This window comes from Janthinobacterium sp. GW458P (genome assembly GCF_002127585.1).
Lineage (GTDB): Bacteria > Pseudomonadota > Gammaproteobacteria > Burkholderiales > Burkholderiaceae_D > Janthinobacterium.
In genome coordinates this window covers 11,940-29,455 of record NZ_NEGZ01000018.1, presented here as the reverse complement: position 1 = coordinate 29,455, position 17,516 = coordinate 11,940, and the positions used below count along the sequence as shown (strand labels likewise).

At 64.9% G+C, this 17,516-nt stretch carries 16 protein-coding genes; 10 read left to right on the top strand and 6 right to left on the bottom strand.

The genetic code is table 11. The features are described 5' to 3' along the window. Window positions 1–9: 9 nt before the first annotated feature. From CBW50_RS12605 to CBW50_RS12590, 4 genes are all read left to right on the top strand, one after another. Entirely contained in the window at window positions 10–1,209 is a 1,200-nt protein-coding gene (locus tag CBW50_RS12605; protein WP_086145879.1) for a 5-(carboxyamino)imidazole ribonucleotide synthase, read from the top strand. Beyond that, a complete protein-coding gene (locus tag CBW50_RS12600; RefSeq protein WP_086145878.1) occupies window positions 1,206–2,225 on the top strand; it encodes an L-threonylcarbamoyladenylate synthase in 1,020 nt (339 codons plus the stop codon). The genes CBW50_RS12605 and CBW50_RS12600 overlap by 4 nt, the downstream gene beginning before the upstream one ends. Before the next feature lie 244 nt (window positions 2,226–2,469). Then, window positions 2,470–3,861, top strand: coding sequence for an SGNH/GDSL hydrolase family protein (locus tag CBW50_RS12595; RefSeq protein WP_086145877.1), 1,392 nt, complete (start codon window positions 2,470–2,472; stop codon window positions 3,859–3,861). 99 nt (window positions 3,862–3,960) lie between these two features. Beyond that, a complete protein-coding gene (locus CBW50_RS12590; protein ID WP_172404749.1) occupies window positions 3,961–4,647 on the top strand; it encodes an OmpW family protein in 687 nt (228 codons plus the stop codon). A gap of 42 nt (window positions 4,648–4,689) precedes the next feature. Here CBW50_RS12590 and CBW50_RS12585 read toward each other — a convergent pair whose 3' ends face one another. After that, window positions 4,690–5,196, bottom strand: coding sequence for a flavin reductase family protein (locus tag CBW50_RS12585; protein WP_086145876.1), 507 nt, complete (start codon window positions 5,194–5,196; stop codon window positions 4,690–4,692). A gap of 176 nt (window positions 5,197–5,372) precedes the next feature. Here CBW50_RS12585 and msrA point away from each other — a divergent pair, with 176 nt between their 5' ends. Next, window positions 5,373–5,906 carry a peptide-methionine (S)-S-oxide reductase MsrA gene (msrA, locus tag CBW50_RS12580; RefSeq protein WP_086145875.1) on the top strand — a complete coding sequence of 178 codons (534 nt, stop codon included), beginning with the start codon at window positions 5,373–5,375 and terminating at the stop codon, window positions 5,904–5,906. A 34-nt stretch (window positions 5,907–5,940) separates the two neighbouring features. On the opposite strand, the gene CBW50_RS12575 is transcribed toward msrA, so the two are convergent. Together CBW50_RS12575 and pdxH are read right to left on the bottom strand one after the other, a co-directional pair. After that, a complete protein-coding gene (locus CBW50_RS12575) occupies window positions 5,941–7,176 on the bottom strand; it encodes a cyclopropane-fatty-acyl-phospholipid synthase family protein (RefSeq protein ID WP_086145919.1) in 1,236 nt (411 codons plus the stop codon). A gap of 127 nt (window positions 7,177–7,303) precedes the next feature. Beyond that, entirely contained in the window at window positions 7,304–8,512 is a 1,209-nt protein-coding gene (gene pdxH / locus CBW50_RS12570; protein ID WP_086145874.1) for a pyridoxamine 5'-phosphate oxidase, read from the bottom strand. A 113-nt stretch (window positions 8,513–8,625) separates the two neighbouring features. Here pdxH and tcdA point away from each other — a divergent pair, with 113 nt between their 5' ends. Next, window positions 8,626–9,474: a tRNA cyclic N6-threonylcarbamoyladenosine(37) synthase TcdA gene (tcdA, locus tag CBW50_RS12565; RefSeq protein WP_226935443.1), complete on the top strand. Its 849-nt coding sequence runs from the start codon at window positions 8,626–8,628 to the stop codon at window positions 9,472–9,474. On the opposite strand, the gene thpR is transcribed toward tcdA, so the two are convergent. Then, a complete protein-coding gene (thpR, locus tag CBW50_RS12560) occupies window positions 9,471–9,989 on the bottom strand; it encodes an RNA 2',3'-cyclic phosphodiesterase (RefSeq protein WP_157792349.1) in 519 nt (172 codons plus the stop codon). The two genes, tcdA and thpR, sit on opposite strands and share 4 nt — an antisense overlap. Before the next feature lie 95 nt (window positions 9,990–10,084). Here thpR and CBW50_RS12555 point away from each other — a divergent pair, with 95 nt between their 5' ends. Then, the gene (locus CBW50_RS12555; protein WP_086145871.1) at window positions 10,085–10,549 is read left to right on the top strand and encodes an FKBP-type peptidyl-prolyl cis-trans isomerase; all 465 of its coding nucleotides are present in this window, start codon (window positions 10,085–10,087) and stop codon (window positions 10,547–10,549) included. Window positions 10,550–10,645: 96 nt separating this feature from the next. Next, on the top strand, window positions 10,646–11,578 hold the full coding sequence (gene cysK / locus CBW50_RS12550; protein ID WP_086145870.1) for a cysteine synthase A: 933 nt from the start codon (window positions 10,646–10,648) through the stop codon (window positions 11,576–11,578). A gap of 158 nt (window positions 11,579–11,736) precedes the next feature. On the opposite strand, the gene CBW50_RS12545 is transcribed toward cysK, so the two are convergent. Next, window positions 11,737–13,017 carry an SGNH/GDSL hydrolase family protein gene (locus CBW50_RS12545; protein WP_086145869.1) on the bottom strand — a complete coding sequence of 427 codons (1,281 nt, stop codon included), beginning with the start codon at window positions 13,015–13,017 and terminating at the stop codon, window positions 11,737–11,739. A gap of 99 nt (window positions 13,018–13,116) precedes the next feature. Between CBW50_RS12545 and CBW50_RS12540 the strand changes: the two genes are divergently transcribed. Both CBW50_RS12540 and CBW50_RS12535 read left to right on the top strand, forming a co-directional pair. Then, a complete protein-coding gene (locus CBW50_RS12540; RefSeq protein ID WP_086145868.1) occupies window positions 13,117–14,022 on the top strand; it encodes a LysR family transcriptional regulator in 906 nt (301 codons plus the stop codon). 89 nt (window positions 14,023–14,111) lie between these two features. Next, a complete protein-coding gene (locus CBW50_RS12535) occupies window positions 14,112–14,513 on the top strand; it encodes a DUF2809 domain-containing protein (protein ID WP_086145867.1) in 402 nt (133 codons plus the stop codon). A gap of 165 nt (window positions 14,514–14,678) precedes the next feature. Here CBW50_RS12535 and CBW50_RS12530 read toward each other — a convergent pair whose 3' ends face one another. Continuing rightward, on the bottom strand, window positions 14,679–17,492 hold the full coding sequence (locus tag CBW50_RS12530; RefSeq protein WP_086145866.1) for a pitrilysin family protein: 2,814 nt from the start codon (window positions 17,490–17,492) through the stop codon (window positions 14,679–14,681). Window positions 17,493–17,516 lie beyond the last annotated feature (24 nt).

The window sequence follows — 17,516 nt, the reverse complement described above, 5'->3', positions numbered from 1 at the left end:
TGAAAAATAATGAATAGTAAATCGACTTCCCCATTGCTGCCCGCCGCCAACCCACCGGCGTGGCTGGGCGTGATGGGCGGCGGCCAGCTCGGCCGCATGTTTGCCCAGGCCGCCCAGAGCATGGGCTACCAGGTTGCCGTACTGGAACCATCGGACGCCTGCCCCGCGGGGCAGGTGGCGCAGCGCCTGGTCCATGCCGGCTACGGCGACCTTGACGGCCTCGACGCCCTGGCCGCGCAATGCCTGGCCGTCACCACGGAATTCGAGAACGTGCCGGCCGACAGCCTGTCGCGCCTGGCCGAACGCGTGTTCGTGGCGCCCAACGCCCACGGCGTGTCCGTGGCGCAGGACCGCATCGCGGAAAAACGTTTCTTTGTCGACTGCGCGCCGAAATCGGGCGTGCTGCCGGCGCCGCACATGGTCATCGCCACGCAGCTGGACATTGACGGCATCGCCGACGACTTGCTGCCCGGCATCCTGAAAACCGTGCGCATGGGTTATGACGGCAAGGGCCAGTACCGCGTGCGCACGCGCGACGAGGTGCGCGCCGCGTTCGCGGAAATGGGCGAAGTAACTTGCCTGTTGGAAAAGATGCTGCCGCTGGCGTATGAAGTGTCCGTGCTGACGGCGCGCGGCGTGGACGGTGCATCGGTCGTGTATCCGATCGCCGAGAACGTGCACCGCGACGGCGTCTTGTTTACCACCACGGTGCCGGGCCCGAACGTGTCCGACGACTGCGCCGCCAGGGCGCAGCGGGCGGCGCAGGCCATGGTTGCCGAACTCGGCTATGTCGGCGTGCTGTGCATCGAATTTTTCGTGCTGGAAGATGGCAGCCTGGTGGTCAATGAAATGGCGCCGCGGCCGCACAACAGCGGCCATTACACGATGGACGCCTGCGTCACCAGCCAGTTCGCGCAGCAGGTGCGGGCCATGGCGCGACTGCCGCTGGGCGAGGTGCACCAGCATTCGCCGGCCGTGATGCTCAACATCCTCGGCGACGCCTGGTTCGACAGCGACGAGACCGACACGCCGCGCGAACCGGCCTGGGACCGCATCCTGGCCCTGCCGGGCGCGTGTTTGCACCTGTACGGCAAGGACGAGCCGCGCCGCGGGCGCAAGATGGGCCATTTGACCTTCATCGCGGCCACCCTGCAGGAGGCGCAGCAGCGCCTGCGCGACGCTTGCCTGATCCTGGGAATCGCACCGTGAGCGTGGCCGCACATGACCTGGCGGCGGCCGCCGCCGTACTGGAAGCGGGCGGCCTCGTCGCTTTCCCGACGGAAACTGTGTACGGCCTGGGCGCCGATGCGGAAAACCCGGCCGCCGTGGCGCGCATCTACGAAGCCAAGGGCCGTCCATCGGACCACCCGGTGATCGTGCATGTGGCGCCCGGCGCCGATCTGGCGCACTGGTCCGATGATCTCCCGCCCGAGGCGCAGCAGCTGGTGGCCGCCTTCTGGCCCGGTCCGCTGACGCTGATCGTCAGGCGCGCCGCGCACATTCCCGACGCCGTCTCCGGCGGCCAGGATACGGTGGGCTTGCGCTGCCCTTCGCATCCGGTGGCTATCGCCTTGCTACGCGCCTTCAAGGGCGGCAAGGGCGGCCTGGCGGCGCCGTCGGCGAACAAATTCGGCAACGTCAGCCCCACCACGGCGCAGCACGTGCGCGATGAATTCTCGGCGGAACTCGCCAGCGGCTTGCTGGGCCTGGTGCTCGACGGCGGGCAGAGCGCTGTCGGCATCGAATCGACCATCGTCGACCTGTCGCGCCTGGCCACGCATGGTCCCGTGCTGTTGCGCCCCGGCCATATCAGCAGCGAGCAGATCGCCGCCGTCATCGGCCGCGCACCGGCCGTGGCGGACGCGGCCGCGCCGCGCGCCTCGGGCACGCTGGAATCGCACTACGCGCCGCACACGCCTGTTGCGATGCAGCACAGCGACGACGTAAGCGCCACCTTGAACCGCCTGCTCAATGACGGGCGCCGCGTGGCCCTGATCCATTACTCGGACATGCCGCCGGCCAGCGCCAGCGTGCGTCTGGCGGCGACCCCGGAAAACTACGCCCATGCGCTGTATGCCTCGCTGCGCACGATGGACCAGGTCGGCGCCGAGCTGATACTCGTCGAAGCGCCGCCCACCGGCCCCGCGTGGCTGGGCGTCAACGACCGTTTGCGGCGCGCCGCCTTCGGCTCAAGTGGCATCTTGCAGCAATTCCTGTCCGCATAATCGAAAGCCCCGCAAGGGGCTTTTTCTTGATGCAGCGCAATAGAGATGCTTGCCACGAAACATCCATCATCCCCCATAATTAAGGCCATTTCCCTGGCGTGACAGGAGGGTGGCCGTTGTTGTTATTTAGTTGATTTTGCAAGCATAATTTCTATACAAGTCTAATGAACGATGGCATATTAGTTAGGTAGCGAATAGCACGCCCGTTCGTTTAGAAACCAGAAAAAAGACCCGAGGAGACAAAATGCATCAAACCAAATTCGCGCTTGCCGTGCTGACTGCGGCTGTCCTGGCAGGTTGTGGCGGCTCCAGCGGCGGCGATCAAACCCTGAAAGTCAAATACACGGCGCAGGTGTCGTTCGGCGACAGCCTGTCCGATGTCGGTTCGTATGCCGTGGGCACGGTGCTGGCGAAAGGTGGCGGCAAGTTCACCATCAATGGCGACAATACCAAGATCAATCCTGAACTGACGGGCAAGAACTGGACCGAGCACCTGGCCGCGCAATTCGGCCTGGCCGCGCCATGCGCCGCCGAGACTGGCCTGGAAGGCAATGCGGCGAAGGGCTTGTCCGTGCCGCGCGTCAAGCATCCGGGCTGCTTCGGCTACGCCATGGGCGGTTCGCGCGTGACCAATCCCGTCGGTCCGAACAACAAGCTGACGGGCAGCGAGCTGGGCGCCCTGACCGTGCCCGTGGTGACGCAGATCGCGAATCACCTGGCCGTGTCCGGCGGCAAGTTCAGCGGCACGGAAGCTGTCTTCGTGATGGCCGGCGGTAACGACGTGCTGTTCCAGCTGGGCGCATTGCAGGCCGGCGCGACGGCGGCCGGCAAGGCGGCGGGCGCCGATGCGGGCGCCAAGGCTTTTGCCACCAATTTGACCCTGGCCCTGGCCGCCGGCGCACCCAATCCCACCACGGCGGCCGCCTCCATCGGCGCCGCCATCCAGACGGCCAGCGCGGCGCCTGGCGCCACCTCGGCGACCATCGTCGGTGCCGCCGTGCAAGCTGCTGTCGTCGCGGGCAATACGGCCGTTGCCTCGTCCACCGTATATGGCCCGCTGGTCACCAAGGCGCAAGCCGATGCGACGGTCACCGGCAATGCTGCCGGCGCCAAGGCCGGCGCCGATTACGCGGCGGCCCAGGGACCGTTGCTGGTCGCCGCCATGAAACAGGCGGGCATCGAACTGGTGGCGCTGGTGAAGGACCAGATCATCGCCAAGGGCGCCAACTATGTGATCGTCAACAATCTGCCGGACGTGGCCGGCACGCCATCGGGCCTGAGCAAGGATGCCAATACCAAGACGCTCATCAATGCCATGGTCAGCGCCTTCAATGGCGAACTCAGCTCGGGCTTGACGGGCAATGGGAAAGTCCTGCTGGTCGACGTGTTTGCCGTCAGCCACGACCAGGGCGTCAATCCCGGCCCGTATGGCTTGACCAACGTCAGCGAGACGGCATGCGACTTGAGTGCGCCAGGCAATATCCTGGGCAGCTCCCTCGTGTGCAATGGCACGAACCTGAAGACCGGCGACGTCAGCCATTACTCGTATGCCGACGATGTGCATCCTACGCCGTTCAACAACCTGTTGCTGGCCCGCTACGTGGCCAAGGACATGGTCGTGCGGGGCTGGCTGTAAGGGATGGCCGCGCCAGCGGCGCCACGTTGGCGTGGCTGGCGCAGGCAGCGACAAGATTCGATAGCGGAACACTCCGCACATAATGAAACAGGAGACAAGATGAAGAATCGTTTGAATACCGCTGTGCGCGTGCTGGCCGCAGCTGCCGCGATGGCCATGGCGACGGGCGCTTCGGCGCAAAGCGCAGGCACCTGGATGGCCAAGGTCGGTCTCAACAAGATCACGCCGCACGTGGAAAGCGGCGACATTTCCGCGCCGGCCTTGCCGGGCACCAAGGCTGACGTCAAGGCGGACACCAAGCCCATTCTGACGTTTGCTTACATGATTACGGACAATATTTCCGCTGAAATGATCCTCGGCGTGCCGTACAAGCATGACCTGATGGGCGACGGCTCCATCAAGGGCACGGGCAAACTGGGCACGGCGGAAGCCTTGCCGCCGACGGCCTTCATCCAGTACCGTTTCTTCCAGCCCAATGCGATGATCCGTCCCTACGTGGGCGCGGGCCTGACGTATGCCTATTTCCAGAAGGAAACTGGTTCGGGCCAGATGACGGCCCTGCTTGATCCGGGTGGATCGCCCGTCACCTACCGCATGGACAACAAGCTGGCCGGCAGCCTGGTGGTCGGCAGCACCGTGTCCATCAACGAGCGCTGGTTTGCCGACGTGGCCGTGGTCAAGACCTACCTGAAGACCCGGGCCAAGTTCTCGACGGGCCAGACGCAGGACATCAAGCTCGACCCGCTCGCCGTGAGTGTCAGCATCGGGTATAAATTTACCCTGTAAAACAAAAAATCCGCCTCGGCGGATTTTTTTTCGTCCAGTAACTCAGGCCGGCGGTATATTGAACTGACCATTGTGGAAGATCAAGGGCGCTTGCGATGCAAACGCGCATTGTTCCACTTCACCGACGAAAATGACGTGGTCGCCTTCCGGGTAGCGGCTGCGGTTATGGCATTCGAACCAGGCCGACACGCCTTTCAGGATGGGCTGGCCCGTGCGCGACAGTTCGTACTCGACGTCGTCGAAGGGATTCGGCGTGCGGCGTGAAAAGCGCGTCGCCAGCTCCGCCTGGTCGGCGCCCAGCACATTGATGACGTAATGCGAGTTGCCGCTGAAGATGGGCATGCTGTTGGCCACCGTGCCCAGGCTCCACAGCACCAGCGGCGGCGACAGCGAGACGGAATTGAAGGAACTGGCCGTGAGGCCGCGGAAACTGCCATCGGCCAGGCGCGTGGTAATCACCGTCACGCCGGTGGCAAACTGCGACAAGGCCTGACGGAAATGTTTCGTATCGAATTCTTGCGCTGGCGCGCGGGGAGAGCGTGTGTTCATGGGAGACCTGTCTATTTGCTGCCATTATGCCAAAAATCGGCCATCCCAGCGCAATCCTGGCCGGCGTGGCCTTATGTGCGGTGCGCCACGCGCCGTTGCGGACGGCGCTGCAGACCGTGGCGCTTTGCGTTACAGTGGTGAAATGATAAGTCGCAGTAGCGTTGCAGGAGGGCATCATGAATGGACAGACGGAAGTGGCGGTATTCGGCGGCGGCTGTTTTTGGTGCCTGGCCGCCGTGTACGCGGAGGCGCGCGGCGTGATGCGCGTCGAGTCCGGCTACACGGGCGGCAGCGTGCCCCATCCCGCGTATGAACAGATTTGCACGGGCGCGACGGGGCATGCCGAAGTGGTGCGCCTGGAATTCGATCCCGCCATCATCAGCTACCATGATTTGCTGGAAATCTTCTTTACGCTGCACGACCCCACCACCTTGAACCGGCAAGGCAACGATGTCGGCACGCAATACCGCTCCGTCATCTATTACCAGTCGGCCGAGCAGGAAAAAGTGGCGCGCAAGGTGCTGGCCGAGATGGCCGGCGTGTGGGATGCGCCCATCGTCACGGAACTGGCGCCGGCCCAGCCTTATTATCCGGCCGAGGCTTACCACCAGAATTATTTCGAGCAGCATCCGCTGCAGGGCTATTGCGCCTTCGTGGTGGCGCCCAAGGTGGAAAAGTTCCGCGCCATGTATGCGAGCCGCCTGAAATGAAACGCCCGGCGCCATGCCGGGCGCGTTCCGCCGTTCACGCCGTCAGCACGGGCGCCGGCTTCACGGCCGGCTCATACATGTAGTTGCGCGACCACGGCAAGGCCGAGGAGCGCCGTCCGGCCTTCACGCAGACGATCTGGTACAGGCTGATCAAGTCCTGCTCGAAGGCATAGGCGCAGCCTGCCAGGTAGACATGCCAGATGCGGAAGCGCCGCTCGCCCGCCAGCGGGCGGATCTGCTCGGCATGGGTTTCGAAATTCTCCGTCCACAGGGCGCAGGTGCGCGCATAGTGGCGGCGCAGGTTTTCCACGTCCAGCACCTCCAGCCCGCCTTGCTGCATGGTTTTCAGCACATTGCCGATATGCGCCAGTTCGCCGTGCGGAAATACATATTTTTCGATGAATTCGCCGCCCCCGTACGGCGTTTCGCCATTCTCGGGGTCGGTCGAGGTGATGCCGTGGTTCATCGCCAGCCCGTCCGGCGCCAGCAGCTTGTTGATGATGCCGAAATACTCGGGCAAATGCTTCAAGCCCACGTGCTCGAACATGCCCACGCTGGTGATGCGGTCGAACTGGCCCGTCACGTCGCGGTAGTCCTGCAGGCGGATGTCGATCAGGTGGGCCAGTCCGGCCGCCGCCACGCGCTCGCGCGCCAGCGCATACTGGTTTTCCGACAGGGTCACGCCCACGCAGCGGGCGCCATATTGCTGTGCGGCACGCATGACGAGCGCGCCCCAGCCGCAGCCGATGTCGAGCAGGGTTTGCCCTGGCTGCAGCCGGATTTTCTTCAGGATATGGTCGATCTTCTTGACCTGCGCCTGCGCCAGGGTTTCATCGCCGTGCTCAAAGTAGGCGCAGGAATACACGAGGGCGGGGTCGAGGAATTGCTCGTAGAAGGCATTCGACACGTCGTAGTGGTAGCGGATGGCCTCGGCATCCTTGCTCTTGTCGTGCGTAAAGCTGCGCACGATGCGGGCCAGCTTGCCTTCCGGTTTCAAGGTGTTGCGGGCCAGCGCATTGCAGATGGAAATCATGTCCATCGCCGTGCCCTTGACCTCGATATTGCCTTCCACATAAGCCGAGCCCAGGTTGGCCAGCGAGGGGTTCAGCAGATAGCGGGCCGAGGCGACGGTCGGCAGGCGGATGGTGACCCTGGGCGCTTCGCTGGACAGGTCGACGTGCTGGCCATTCCATAATTCTATGCGCAGCGGCAAGGCGGTCTTGCTGCGGATGCCGGCGATCCAGGACTTGAGTTGGTTTTGTACAAACAAAATGGCCTCCAATGAAGCGGCCCCGGCTGCGGCCGCAAATTGAGAAACAATGTCATTTAGTAACTTCTACCCTCATAGCCTACACCTATATTGCACAGCTTGCTTTGCGCCGCCTTGACTGTCCTGCTTACGGTTGCAAACGTTGCATGCTCCATTGCCCGTCAGCACCGCGCGTATATACGATGCGGTCATGGAAGCGCGAACGGCGTCCCTGCCAGAATTCGATGCGTTCCGGTTGCAAACGGTAGCCGCCCCAGTGTGCCGGGCGCGGCGGCTGTGCGTCGCCGACGGCGGCGGCCACGGCTTCGTAATGGCTTTCCAGCGCGGCGCGGCTGGCGATGGGAGCGCTTTGCTGTGAAGCAATAGCGGACAGCCGGCTTTGCAGGGGGCGCACATTGAAATACTCGTCGCTCTCGGCCGCCGTGGTTTTCACCACCGTGCCTTCGATGCGCACTTGCCGCTCCAGCTCGCGCCAGAAGAACAGCAGGGCCGCGTGCGGGTTGTGTTCGAGCTGCTGGCCCTTGTCGCTGTGGTAATTCGTGTACCAGGTAAAGCCGCGCTCGTCGAATTGCTTGATCAGCACGATGCGCGAGCTGGGCTTGCCGTCGGGGCTGACGGTGGACAAGTCCATGGCGTTCGGCTCCATCACCTGGGCGCGGACGGCTTCGGCAAACCATTTCTGGAACTGGGCCACGGGATCGGCCAGCACATCCGTCTCGCTCAGGCTGGACTGGACGTAATCGGTGCGCATGGCGGCCAGCAAGGCGGCTGCGTCCGGCACTTCAGGCGCTTCGGACGCGTCCGGCGCGATGCCGCGGCGGCGCTGCATGGCCGTGCCCAGCTGTTCCATCTGCTGCGCGCTGAACAGGCGCTTGGCCATGGGCGCCAGCTGGCCTTCTTCCTTGGCCATGTGGGCCTGGTAGGCGGCCACGTAGTCGCGCACGCCATGCGCCGACAGCTGCACGCCCGTGCCGGCCGCGATGGCGTCCAGTTCCGGGCGCAGGGTCAGCCAGGCCTGGTCCATGCGCTGGTGGTCGGCCAGGATCTCGGGCACCAGCGTGACCAGCAGGGCCGCATCCTCGCCCGTGGCGGTCGCTTGCAGCATGGGCATCAGGTCTTGTTCTTCATCGTCATGGTGCAGATGGGCGGCTTTATTGAAATATTGCAACACCGCCTTGGCCGCCTGTTGCGCGTCCGCCGTGTTGCCGTGCTGCGCCAGGTGGGCCAGCAGGTTTTGCAGCGTGCCCAGCTGCTTGCGGATCTTGTCGTGGCAATGCTTGAGGACGGCGATAGGCTGGTCAAAGCCGGGAACGGAGTCGAACAGGGGAGTGGTCATGGCGAGTTCTCGTGGTGGACGGTGTGGGGGCGCGGCGACAGTCAGGCCTTGTCGCTGTGTCAATCCGGCTATTTTAGAATATCCGCCAGCGCAGTGTCCGTTAAAATGGCGGCATGCATACCTCCACCAATGAACTAATTTCCATGGACTTGACCGAGATCGATTTTGAGCGCCGTTTCGGCGGCATCGCCCGCCTGTACGGCGCCCCGGCGCTGGCACGCTTCCGCGCCGCCCACGTGTGCGTGATCGGCGTGGGCGGCGTCGGTTCCTGGATCGTCGAAGCGCTGGCGCGCAGCGCCGTCGGCCGCCTGACCCTGATCGACCTCGATAATGTTGCCGAATCGAACATCAACCGCCAGATCCAGGCCATGAGCGACACCATCGGCAAGGCCAAGATCACGGCCCTGGCCGAACGCATCGAACTGATCAACCCCTTGTGCCAGGTCACGCAGATCGAGGATTTCATTGCTCCCGATAACCTGGAGCAATTGCTGGGCGGGCGCGACTTCGATTACCTGGTCGACGCCATCGACAATGCCAAGGCCAAGGCGGCCGTGATTGCGTATTGCCGCGCGCGCAATCTGCCGATGCTGACCATCGGCAGCGCGGGCGGGCAGACGGACCCGACCTTGATCGCCGTGCGCGACCTGGCGAAGACGGAGCAGGAACCGCTGCTCAAGCGCGTGCGCAAACTGTTGCGCACCGAATATGGCTTTCCTCGTGGCATCAAAAACAAATTCAATGTCGACGCCGTGTTTTCCATGGAACCGTTGAGCACGCCCGAGAGTGCGGAAGCGTGCGCCATTGATGGCACGTCCGCCGGCGTGACGGGCCTCAATTGCGCCGGCTTCGGCTCCAGCGTGGTGGTGACGGCCAGCTTCGGCATGGTGGCGGCCGCCCATGCGCTGAAAAGCTTGCGCCAGGACAAACTGGCCGCCGAGCCAGTGGCGGCCGCCGCCTAAGCCAGTTTGCGGCGCGCCACGATGCGGTAGTCGCCGCTGCTTTTCAGCGATTCCACCAGCACCAGTTCGTCCGCCTGCCAGGCGATGGGGGCGAAATCCCCGCTCGCCGGTGGCGGCGCCTGGCGCGCCAGGGTCACGTGCGGCGTAAAGCGGTCGTGCGCGAAGCGGGGCGCCAGTCCCTGTTGCGCCAGCGCATGCATGCAGGCCGCGCGCAAGTCCAGCAGGGCCGGCGACGGTTGCGCCAGGGCGGCCCAGGCCAGCGCCAGCTTGCTAAAGTGGCTGGCGTGGTCGAACAGCAAGGGCATGGGACGCGCCGGCAATTGTGCCAGGATAGCCAGCAGGGCGGGCAGCTCGCCGGCCGGGCGCTGGCCCAGGAAGGCCAGGGTCAGGTGCAGCTTTTCCGCGCGCACGGGCTTGCCGTCCAGCAACGCCTGCCAGGCGGCGAAGGCCGCGCGCGTGGCCGCGTCGGGCCACAGTGCGTAAAACAGGCGGGGGCTATGGATATCGGGCGACAAGTTTTTCCTATCGTTGCGGCGGTTTGCTATTATTGGCGTTCCCTGCCCACTCGCATTGGCAGAGATCTCACCGAAACTCACTGAAAGAATACATCATGACGCGTAGCTCCGTTTTGTTTGCCCTGATCTGCTCCGTCGCCGCGTCGCTGGCGCAGGCACAGGCGCCAGCGCCTGTTCCCGCCTCGGCCGTCTCGCTGAGCCCCGGCCCTGCGGCCGATAAATTGATCTTGATCGACAACAAGGTCGGCACGGGCAAGGAAGCGTCCGCCGGCAATACCGTGGTCGTGCACTACACGGGCTGGCTGTACCGTCCGCTGGCGAAAGATTCGCGCGGCAAGAAATTCGACAGCTCCGTGGGCCGCGGCCCGTTCGACTTCCCGCTGGGCAAGGGCATGGTCATCAAGGGCTGGGACCAGGGCGTGGCCGGCATGAAAGTGGGCGGCAAGCGCACCCTGATCATTCCAGGCGAACTGGCCTATGGTCCGCGCGGCGCCGGCAATGGCGACATTCCGCCGAACTCGGCACTGATCTTCGACGTGGAATTGCTGGACGTGAAGTAATTGTTCAGTTTGGCGGCGGCGCATGCTTGCGCCGTCGCCATCGGCGTGCTGAAACGCGGTAGACTGGGGTTTCTTGAAATAGCGGAGAGTCCTTCCATGAACATCGCCAACGACGTCACTGAACTGATCGGCAACACTCCCCTGGTGCGCATCAACCGCATCGCCGCCGGCAGTGTGGCCACCATCCTGGCCAAACTCGAATTCTACAATCCCGCGCACAGCGTCAAGGACCGCATCGGCCTGTCCATGATCGTCGCCGCTGAAGCGGCGGGCAAGATCCATCCCGACACCGTCATCGTCGAGCCCACCAGCGGCAACACGGGCATCGCGCTGGCCATGGTCTGTGCCGCGCGCGGCTATCGCTGCACCCTCGTCATGCCTGACACCATGAGCCGCGAACGCCGCATCCTGCTGCGCGCCTATGGCGCCGAGCTGGTGCTCACGCCCGGCAGCGAAGGCATGCTGGGCGCCATCCGCAAGGCCGAGGAACTGGTGGCGGCCGATCCGCGCTATTTGATGTTGCAACAATTCAACAATCCCGCCAATCCCGCCATCCACCGCGCCACGACGGCCGAGGAAATCTGGCGCGATACGGACGGGCAAGTGGACATCATCGTCGCCGGCGTGGGCACGGGCGGCACCATCACGGGCGTGGGCGAAGTGCTGAAGGAACGCAAGCCGGGCCTGCAAGTGATCGCCGTGGAGCCGGAAGCGTCGCCGATGTTGTCGAAAGGCACGAAAGGGCCGCACCCGATCCAGGGCATCGGCGCCGGTTTCGTGCCGCAAATCCTCAACACGGCCATCTACGACGAAATCATCTGCGTCAAGAATGACGACGCGTTTGCCACGGCGCGCCTGGCCGCCAGCGACGAAGGCTTGCTGGTCGGCATTTCGTCGGGCGCCGCCCTGTGGGCCGCCCTGCAGGTGGCGCGCCGTCCGGAAAACGCGGGCAAGACCATCGTCACCATCATCCCGTCGTTCGGCGAGCGCTACCTGAGCACGGCCTTGTACGCGGGCCTGGGCGACTAGGAACGCCGAACCAAACCTACTGCGCGTCGTAATTTGCGGCCTGCGATGCTCACTGGCTCGGCGCCCCCGTACCTTCGTACAGTTGCGCTTCTCGAGCCAGCGGGGGCGCCGAGCCTTCCTTCCGCTCGCTACGGTTTTGTTCGGCGTTGTAAAGCCAGTTACGGCTGCCGCGCTGGCAACAGTAAGGGCACGTCGATCGCCTCGGCCAGCGCCCGGTTGCCCGCGTCGCCCGGGTGCAGATGGTCGCCCGAGTCGTAGGCGGGCAGCAGGCGCAGCGGGTATGCCGGGTCGCGCGCCCAGGCGTCGAAGTCGAGCACGGCGTCAAACAGGCCGCTGCCGCGTATCCACGCGTTCAGTTGCTGGCGCAGGGCATCCTTTTCCTTTTGATAATAGTTGCTCAGGGGCGTGCCGGGCAGGGCGCCTGCGAACGGCGTCACAGTGGCGCCGATGACGCGCACGCCGCGGCTGCGCGCCTGGGCCACCAGCTGCGCATAGCCTGCCCTTAATTCCTCCAGGGTGGGTCTTTGTGCCTGTGGCGCAAACGCCGTGCCGGGCCAGCTGATGTCATTGATCCCCAACAAGACGACCACCGTGCGCACGCCTGGCTGCGCCAGCACGTCGCGCTCGAAGCGGGCCAGGGCGTTCTCTCCCATGCCGTCGGACAACAGCCGTCCACCGGAAATGCCCGCATTGATCACGGCCACGCCGTGCGGCGCCAGGCGTTCGGCCAGGAAATCGGGCCAGCGCGCATCCATCCCCAGGCTGGCGCTGGCGCCATCGGTGATCGAATCGCCGAGGATGGCCACGGCTTGCGCCCCCGGCGCCGCGGCCACCTCGATGGCGCTGAGCAAGATGCGCGCCGTGGTGGTCTGCACGCCCGTTTGCGCCTCGTCAATACTCACTGCCCGCGTCTGGTCCTGCGGCGCGATCCATGCCGTCTCGCGCCCATCCCAGTGAAACGTGGCAGTCGGGCTGGGCTGCGGCAGGTGCACGCTCACCGTCAGCCGGGCCAGGTCCGGCACGGACAGGTCGACGGGGTCGCTGACGAGCGGCGCGCCCGGCGCGATGCTGGCCGAGGGCTGGCCGGCAAAGGTCAGCGTGCGCAGGCTGCCCGCCTCGATGGCCGAAGCGGAAGCTGCCAGGGCCACGGTGGCCGCGCCGATGCGCAGCGGCACCTTGCCATACGCGTTCGACAGCACGATGCGCACGCGCGGCCCGCCCACGCTGATGCGCGCCACCTGGCGCACGGTTTGTCCGTGCAGCACGGCGGGCACGTTGCTGGGGAACAGGAAGCCGTCGCCCCACACGGCTTGCGGGCTGGCTGTCCAGCTGGCCAGCCAAGTGGAGACGGAGGCTGGTGCAGGTTCGGCCGCCTGGGCGGCGGAAGTGTTCAGGGCCAACGCCAGCAGGGCGGCGGGGAGGGAGAAATATCGTTGCATGGCGGCTCGCTTCATCAAGGGGAATGGGCGCATGATGCAAGCAAAGCCATTTATGCACTAGACTATCTCATTGAAGAACATTTATGAGTTGAATTCACAATGGCCAGACTCGATGTGAACCGCTCCGGCGAGCTGGAAGTGTTTGTGCGCGTGGTCGAGCTGGGCGGTTTTTCCGCCGCCGCGCGCGCCTGCGGCATGACGCCGTCGGCCGTCAGCAAGCTCGTGTCCCGGCTGGAAGAGCGCCTGGGCGCGCGCCTGCTGAACCGCTCCACGCGCCAGCTGCAGCTGACGGCCGAAGGCTGCGGCCTGTATGAGCGGGGCAGGCAGGTGCTGGCGGCGCTGGACGAGGCGGAGCGCTGCGCCGGCGTGCAGGATGTGCCGCGCGGCAAGATACGAGTCAATGCGAACGTGCCGTTCGGCCAGCATTTTTTGCTGCCGCTGGCGCCGCTGTTCCTGGAACGCTATCCCGAGGTGACGCTCGACATCGTGCTCACGGATGAAGTCGTCGATATCCTCGAACAGCGCACGGACGTGGCCGTGCGGGCCGGGCCCCTGAAGAGTTCCAACTTGTTGGCGCGCAAGCTGGGCCAGACGCGCATGGCGATCGTGGCGGCACCTGCCTACCTGGCGCGGCGCGGCACGCCGCGGGCGGCGGCCGAGCTGGCGTCACACAACTTGCTCGACGCCAATTACGCGCGCGCCCGCTCGGGCTGGCCGCTGCGCCTGCCAGGCGGCGACCTCGTCGTGCCTGTTATTGGCAATGCCCAGGCCAGCGATGGCGAAGCCTTGCGGCAACTGGCGCTGGCAGGGCTGGGACTGGCGCGCCTGGCCGCCTTCCAGGTGCGCGCCGATATCGCGGCGGGCCGTTTGCAGGCCGTGCTGGAAGAATTCAATCCCGGCGACACCGAAGAAGTGCACGCCGTCTTCGTGGGGCAGGGCGGGCATGTGCCGCTGCGCGTGCGCGTTTTCCTCGACTTCCTGGCGCAGCACGTCGACCTGGCTTGATGCGATAGGCTGCAGGCGGACACGGCCGCGCAGTACAATACCGGACGGGCCGCAATGGTTCGGCCCGTATTGTGCCTTTGAATGGAAATATGTTCCTGGTAAAACCTGAACGCCGCCGCCTGCTGCAGGTGGGCGCAACCGTGGCTGTCATCGCGCTGGGCCTGGCCTCGCGCGCCTATCCACAATTCCTTCCCGCCGCGCTGGGCAAGTATCCGGGCGACGCCCTGTGGGCCATGATGATCGTCTTTGCGCTGGGTATCGTCGCCACGCGCATGCGCACGTGGCAGCTGGCGCTGACTGCGCTGCTGATCTGCTTTGCCGTCGAATTCGGCCAGCTGGTCCAGACGCCCTGGCTCGTCGCGTTGCGCGCGCATCCGCTGGGGCATCTGGCGCTCGGTTCCACCTTTGGTTGGATCGATTTGATCGCCTACACGGCGGGCGTGGCGATCGCGGCGCTGGTGGACAAAGCGGCGCTGTTCAAGCGCCGCTAAGTAATGCTCGGGAAATTATTGTGAATTTATGACGAACAGAACCGGATGCTGTGCAAGGCGCCCGCAGCTAGCAGTGCGAGCACTGCTAGCTGCGGGCAACACCGCACAGCGCCGGTTATGGAAGTCAGAAAACACAATAATTTATTGGGGCTTACTTGGCCCCGGCTATTTGACGTTCCCTTCCGCATCGCGCAGTTCCACGGGCGCCAGTTTGAGCTTGCTCAACTGCGGCGCGATCTTCGCCTTGTCGCCCACGCCGATGACGATCAGCTTTTCCGGCTGCAGGTATTTTTTCGCCACCTGCTGCACCTGCTTGTCCGTCACGCTGGCAAAGCGCTGCGGCAAGGTTGCGTAGTAGTCGAGGCCCAGGCCGTAGACATACGTGTTGGCCATGCTGGCGCTGATGCTGGCATTCGTCTCGAACTGGCCCGGCAAGGACAGCACCTGGGAATTGCGCGCATTCGACAATTCCCTGGCCGTCAACGGCCTGGCGATCATGGCGCGGATTTCCTTGAAGGTTTCCGATACGGCCGGGCCCGTCACGTCCGTGCGCACGCCGGCCGCGATGGAGAACGGCCCCGGCTGGCTGCGGTACTGGAATTGCGAGCGCACGCCATAGGTGTAGCCCTTCTCCTCGCGCAGGTTATTGCTCAACCGGCTAGTAAACAAGCCGCCCAGCGCCGCGTTCATCACTTGCAGCGGCGCATAGTCGGGCGTCGCCCGGGCCGCGGCGATGGTCGACAGGCGCACGGCCGTCTGCGGCGCGCCCGGCTTGTCGACCAGGATCAGCCTGGCTTTCGTCGTGGCCGGCGCCGCCGTCACGGATGGCGCCACCGCGCCCGCCTTCCAGCTGCCGAACTTCGCTTCCGCCAGCGCCTTCAATTCCGCCGCGCCGATATCGCCCGAGACGATCAGCGCTGCATTGTTGGGCACGTAATGCTGCTGCCAGAACGCTTGCAGGTCGGCGCGGCTGGTGGCTTTCAGGGCCGTTTCCGTGCCCAGCTGGATGGTGCCGTACGGATGTTGCGGGCCATACAGGGCGGCCGCTTCCACGCGGGCCGCCACGGCGCCCGCGTTTTCGCGCTGCTGCGCCAGTTCGCCGATGCGGCTGGCGCGCTGGCGCTCCACCTCTTCTTGCGGGAATTGCGGGTGCTGCACCACGTCGGCCAGCACGTCGAGCGCTTGCGGGAACGTGGTTTTCAGCGCCGTCAGCTGGGCGAACGAGGCATCCGCGCCGGAACCCGTGCCGAGAAAGGCGCCCAGTTGCGCCACGTCATCGGCAATCTGCGGCGCGCTGCGCGTGGCCGTGCCCTCTTGCAGCAATTGCGCCGTAAAGCTGGACAAGCCTGGCTGCGCCAGCGGATTGGCGCCCGAACCGCTCTTGATGACCAGCTGGCTGGAGACGAGCGGCACGGCCGGGTTGTAATTGTGGATCACCGTCAAGCCATTGCTCAGGGTGAAGGACGTCGCTTGCGGTAAAACAATCTTCGGCGCGGGACCGGCCTTCGGCACGGCGTTGCGCCACGGCTCGTCCGCATTGATGGCCGTGCCTGGCGCCGGTTTCACCTTGCCCGGCGCCGGCGTCGCCACTTCCGGCCCCAGGTCCGGCTTGCCCGGCACGCCATACACGACCACGCGCGCCTGGTTTTTCAGGTAGGTGTCGACGGCGCGCTGCACGCCGGCCGCCGTCACCTGGCGGTAGCGCTCGATATCCTTGCCCAGGTAGCCGGGGTCGCCCAGGTACTGGTTGTACTGGTTCATCATGTTGGCGTTGCCGCCCACTTTTTCCACCTGGCTCAGCATGGCTGTCTCGATGCTGTTGCGGGCCCGCTCGATTTCCTTCTCGCTGGGTCCCTTGGCGCGCAATTGCTCCAGTTCCGCCTGCATGGCTTGCTCGATTTCCTCGGGCTGGTGGCCGGGGCGGGCCGTCACGTCGATGGTGAACACGGAGGTGAGGGCGTTCGAGCTCTGGCTGGCGCCCACGTCCTGCGCGATCTGCTTGTCGTACACCAGGGATTTATACAGGCGGCTGGACTTGCCGCCGGCGAGGATTTGCGCGGCCATCGACAGTTCCGCATCGTCAGGGGCGTAGGCGGACGGCGTCAGCCAGGCCATGAAGACGCGCGGCAGCTCGACCCGGTCCTGCACCACCAGGCGGCGTTCCTGCGTGATGGGCGGCGTCACGACATCGGGTTTCGGCACGGCGGGGCCGCTCTTGAAGCTGCCAAAATACTTGTTGACCAGTTCCTTGGTCTTCGCCTTGTCGATGTCGCCCGCGATCACCAGGCTGGCGTTGTTGGGGCCATAGTATTTGGTGAAGAATTCCTTGATGTCGGCCAGTTTCGCGTTCTGGATGTCCGCATGCGAACCGATGACGCTGGCGTAATACGGGTGGTTCTTCGGAAACAGCTGGTGGTACAGGGCTTCCTGCACGATGCCGTAGGGCGCGTTTTCCACGCTCTGGCGGCGCTCGTTGCGCACCACGTCCTGCTGGTTCGTCAGCGCCGTCTGGTCGAGCACGTCAAGCAGGTAGCCCATGCGGTCGGAATGGGCCCACAGGGCCAGTTCCAGCTGGTTCGACGGCACCGTGTCGAAATAATTGGTGCGGTCGAAATCCGTGCTGCCGTTCGAATCCGTGGCGCCCGCCCCTTCCAGCAGCTGGTCGGCCATGCCGCGCGGCACGTGCTTGGTGGCGGCAAACATCATGTGTTCGAACAAATGCGCAAAGCCCGTCAGGCCCGGCGCTTCATTCGCCGGCCCCACGTGGTACCAGATGTTGACGGCCGTGACGGGCAATTTATGGTCTTCCACGAGAATCACGTCGAGGCCGTTCGGCAAGGTGTATTTTTCGTAGGCAACATTTGGCACGGCCGTCGCGGCCGTCGCGGCAGCGGCGCCGGCGGCGTGGGCGAGCGTGAGCGGGGCGCCGTACAGCGACAGCATCAGGGCGGGAATGGCCAGCAGTTTGATCGGTTTCATGCATGCTTCCAGGCTAGGGTGGGG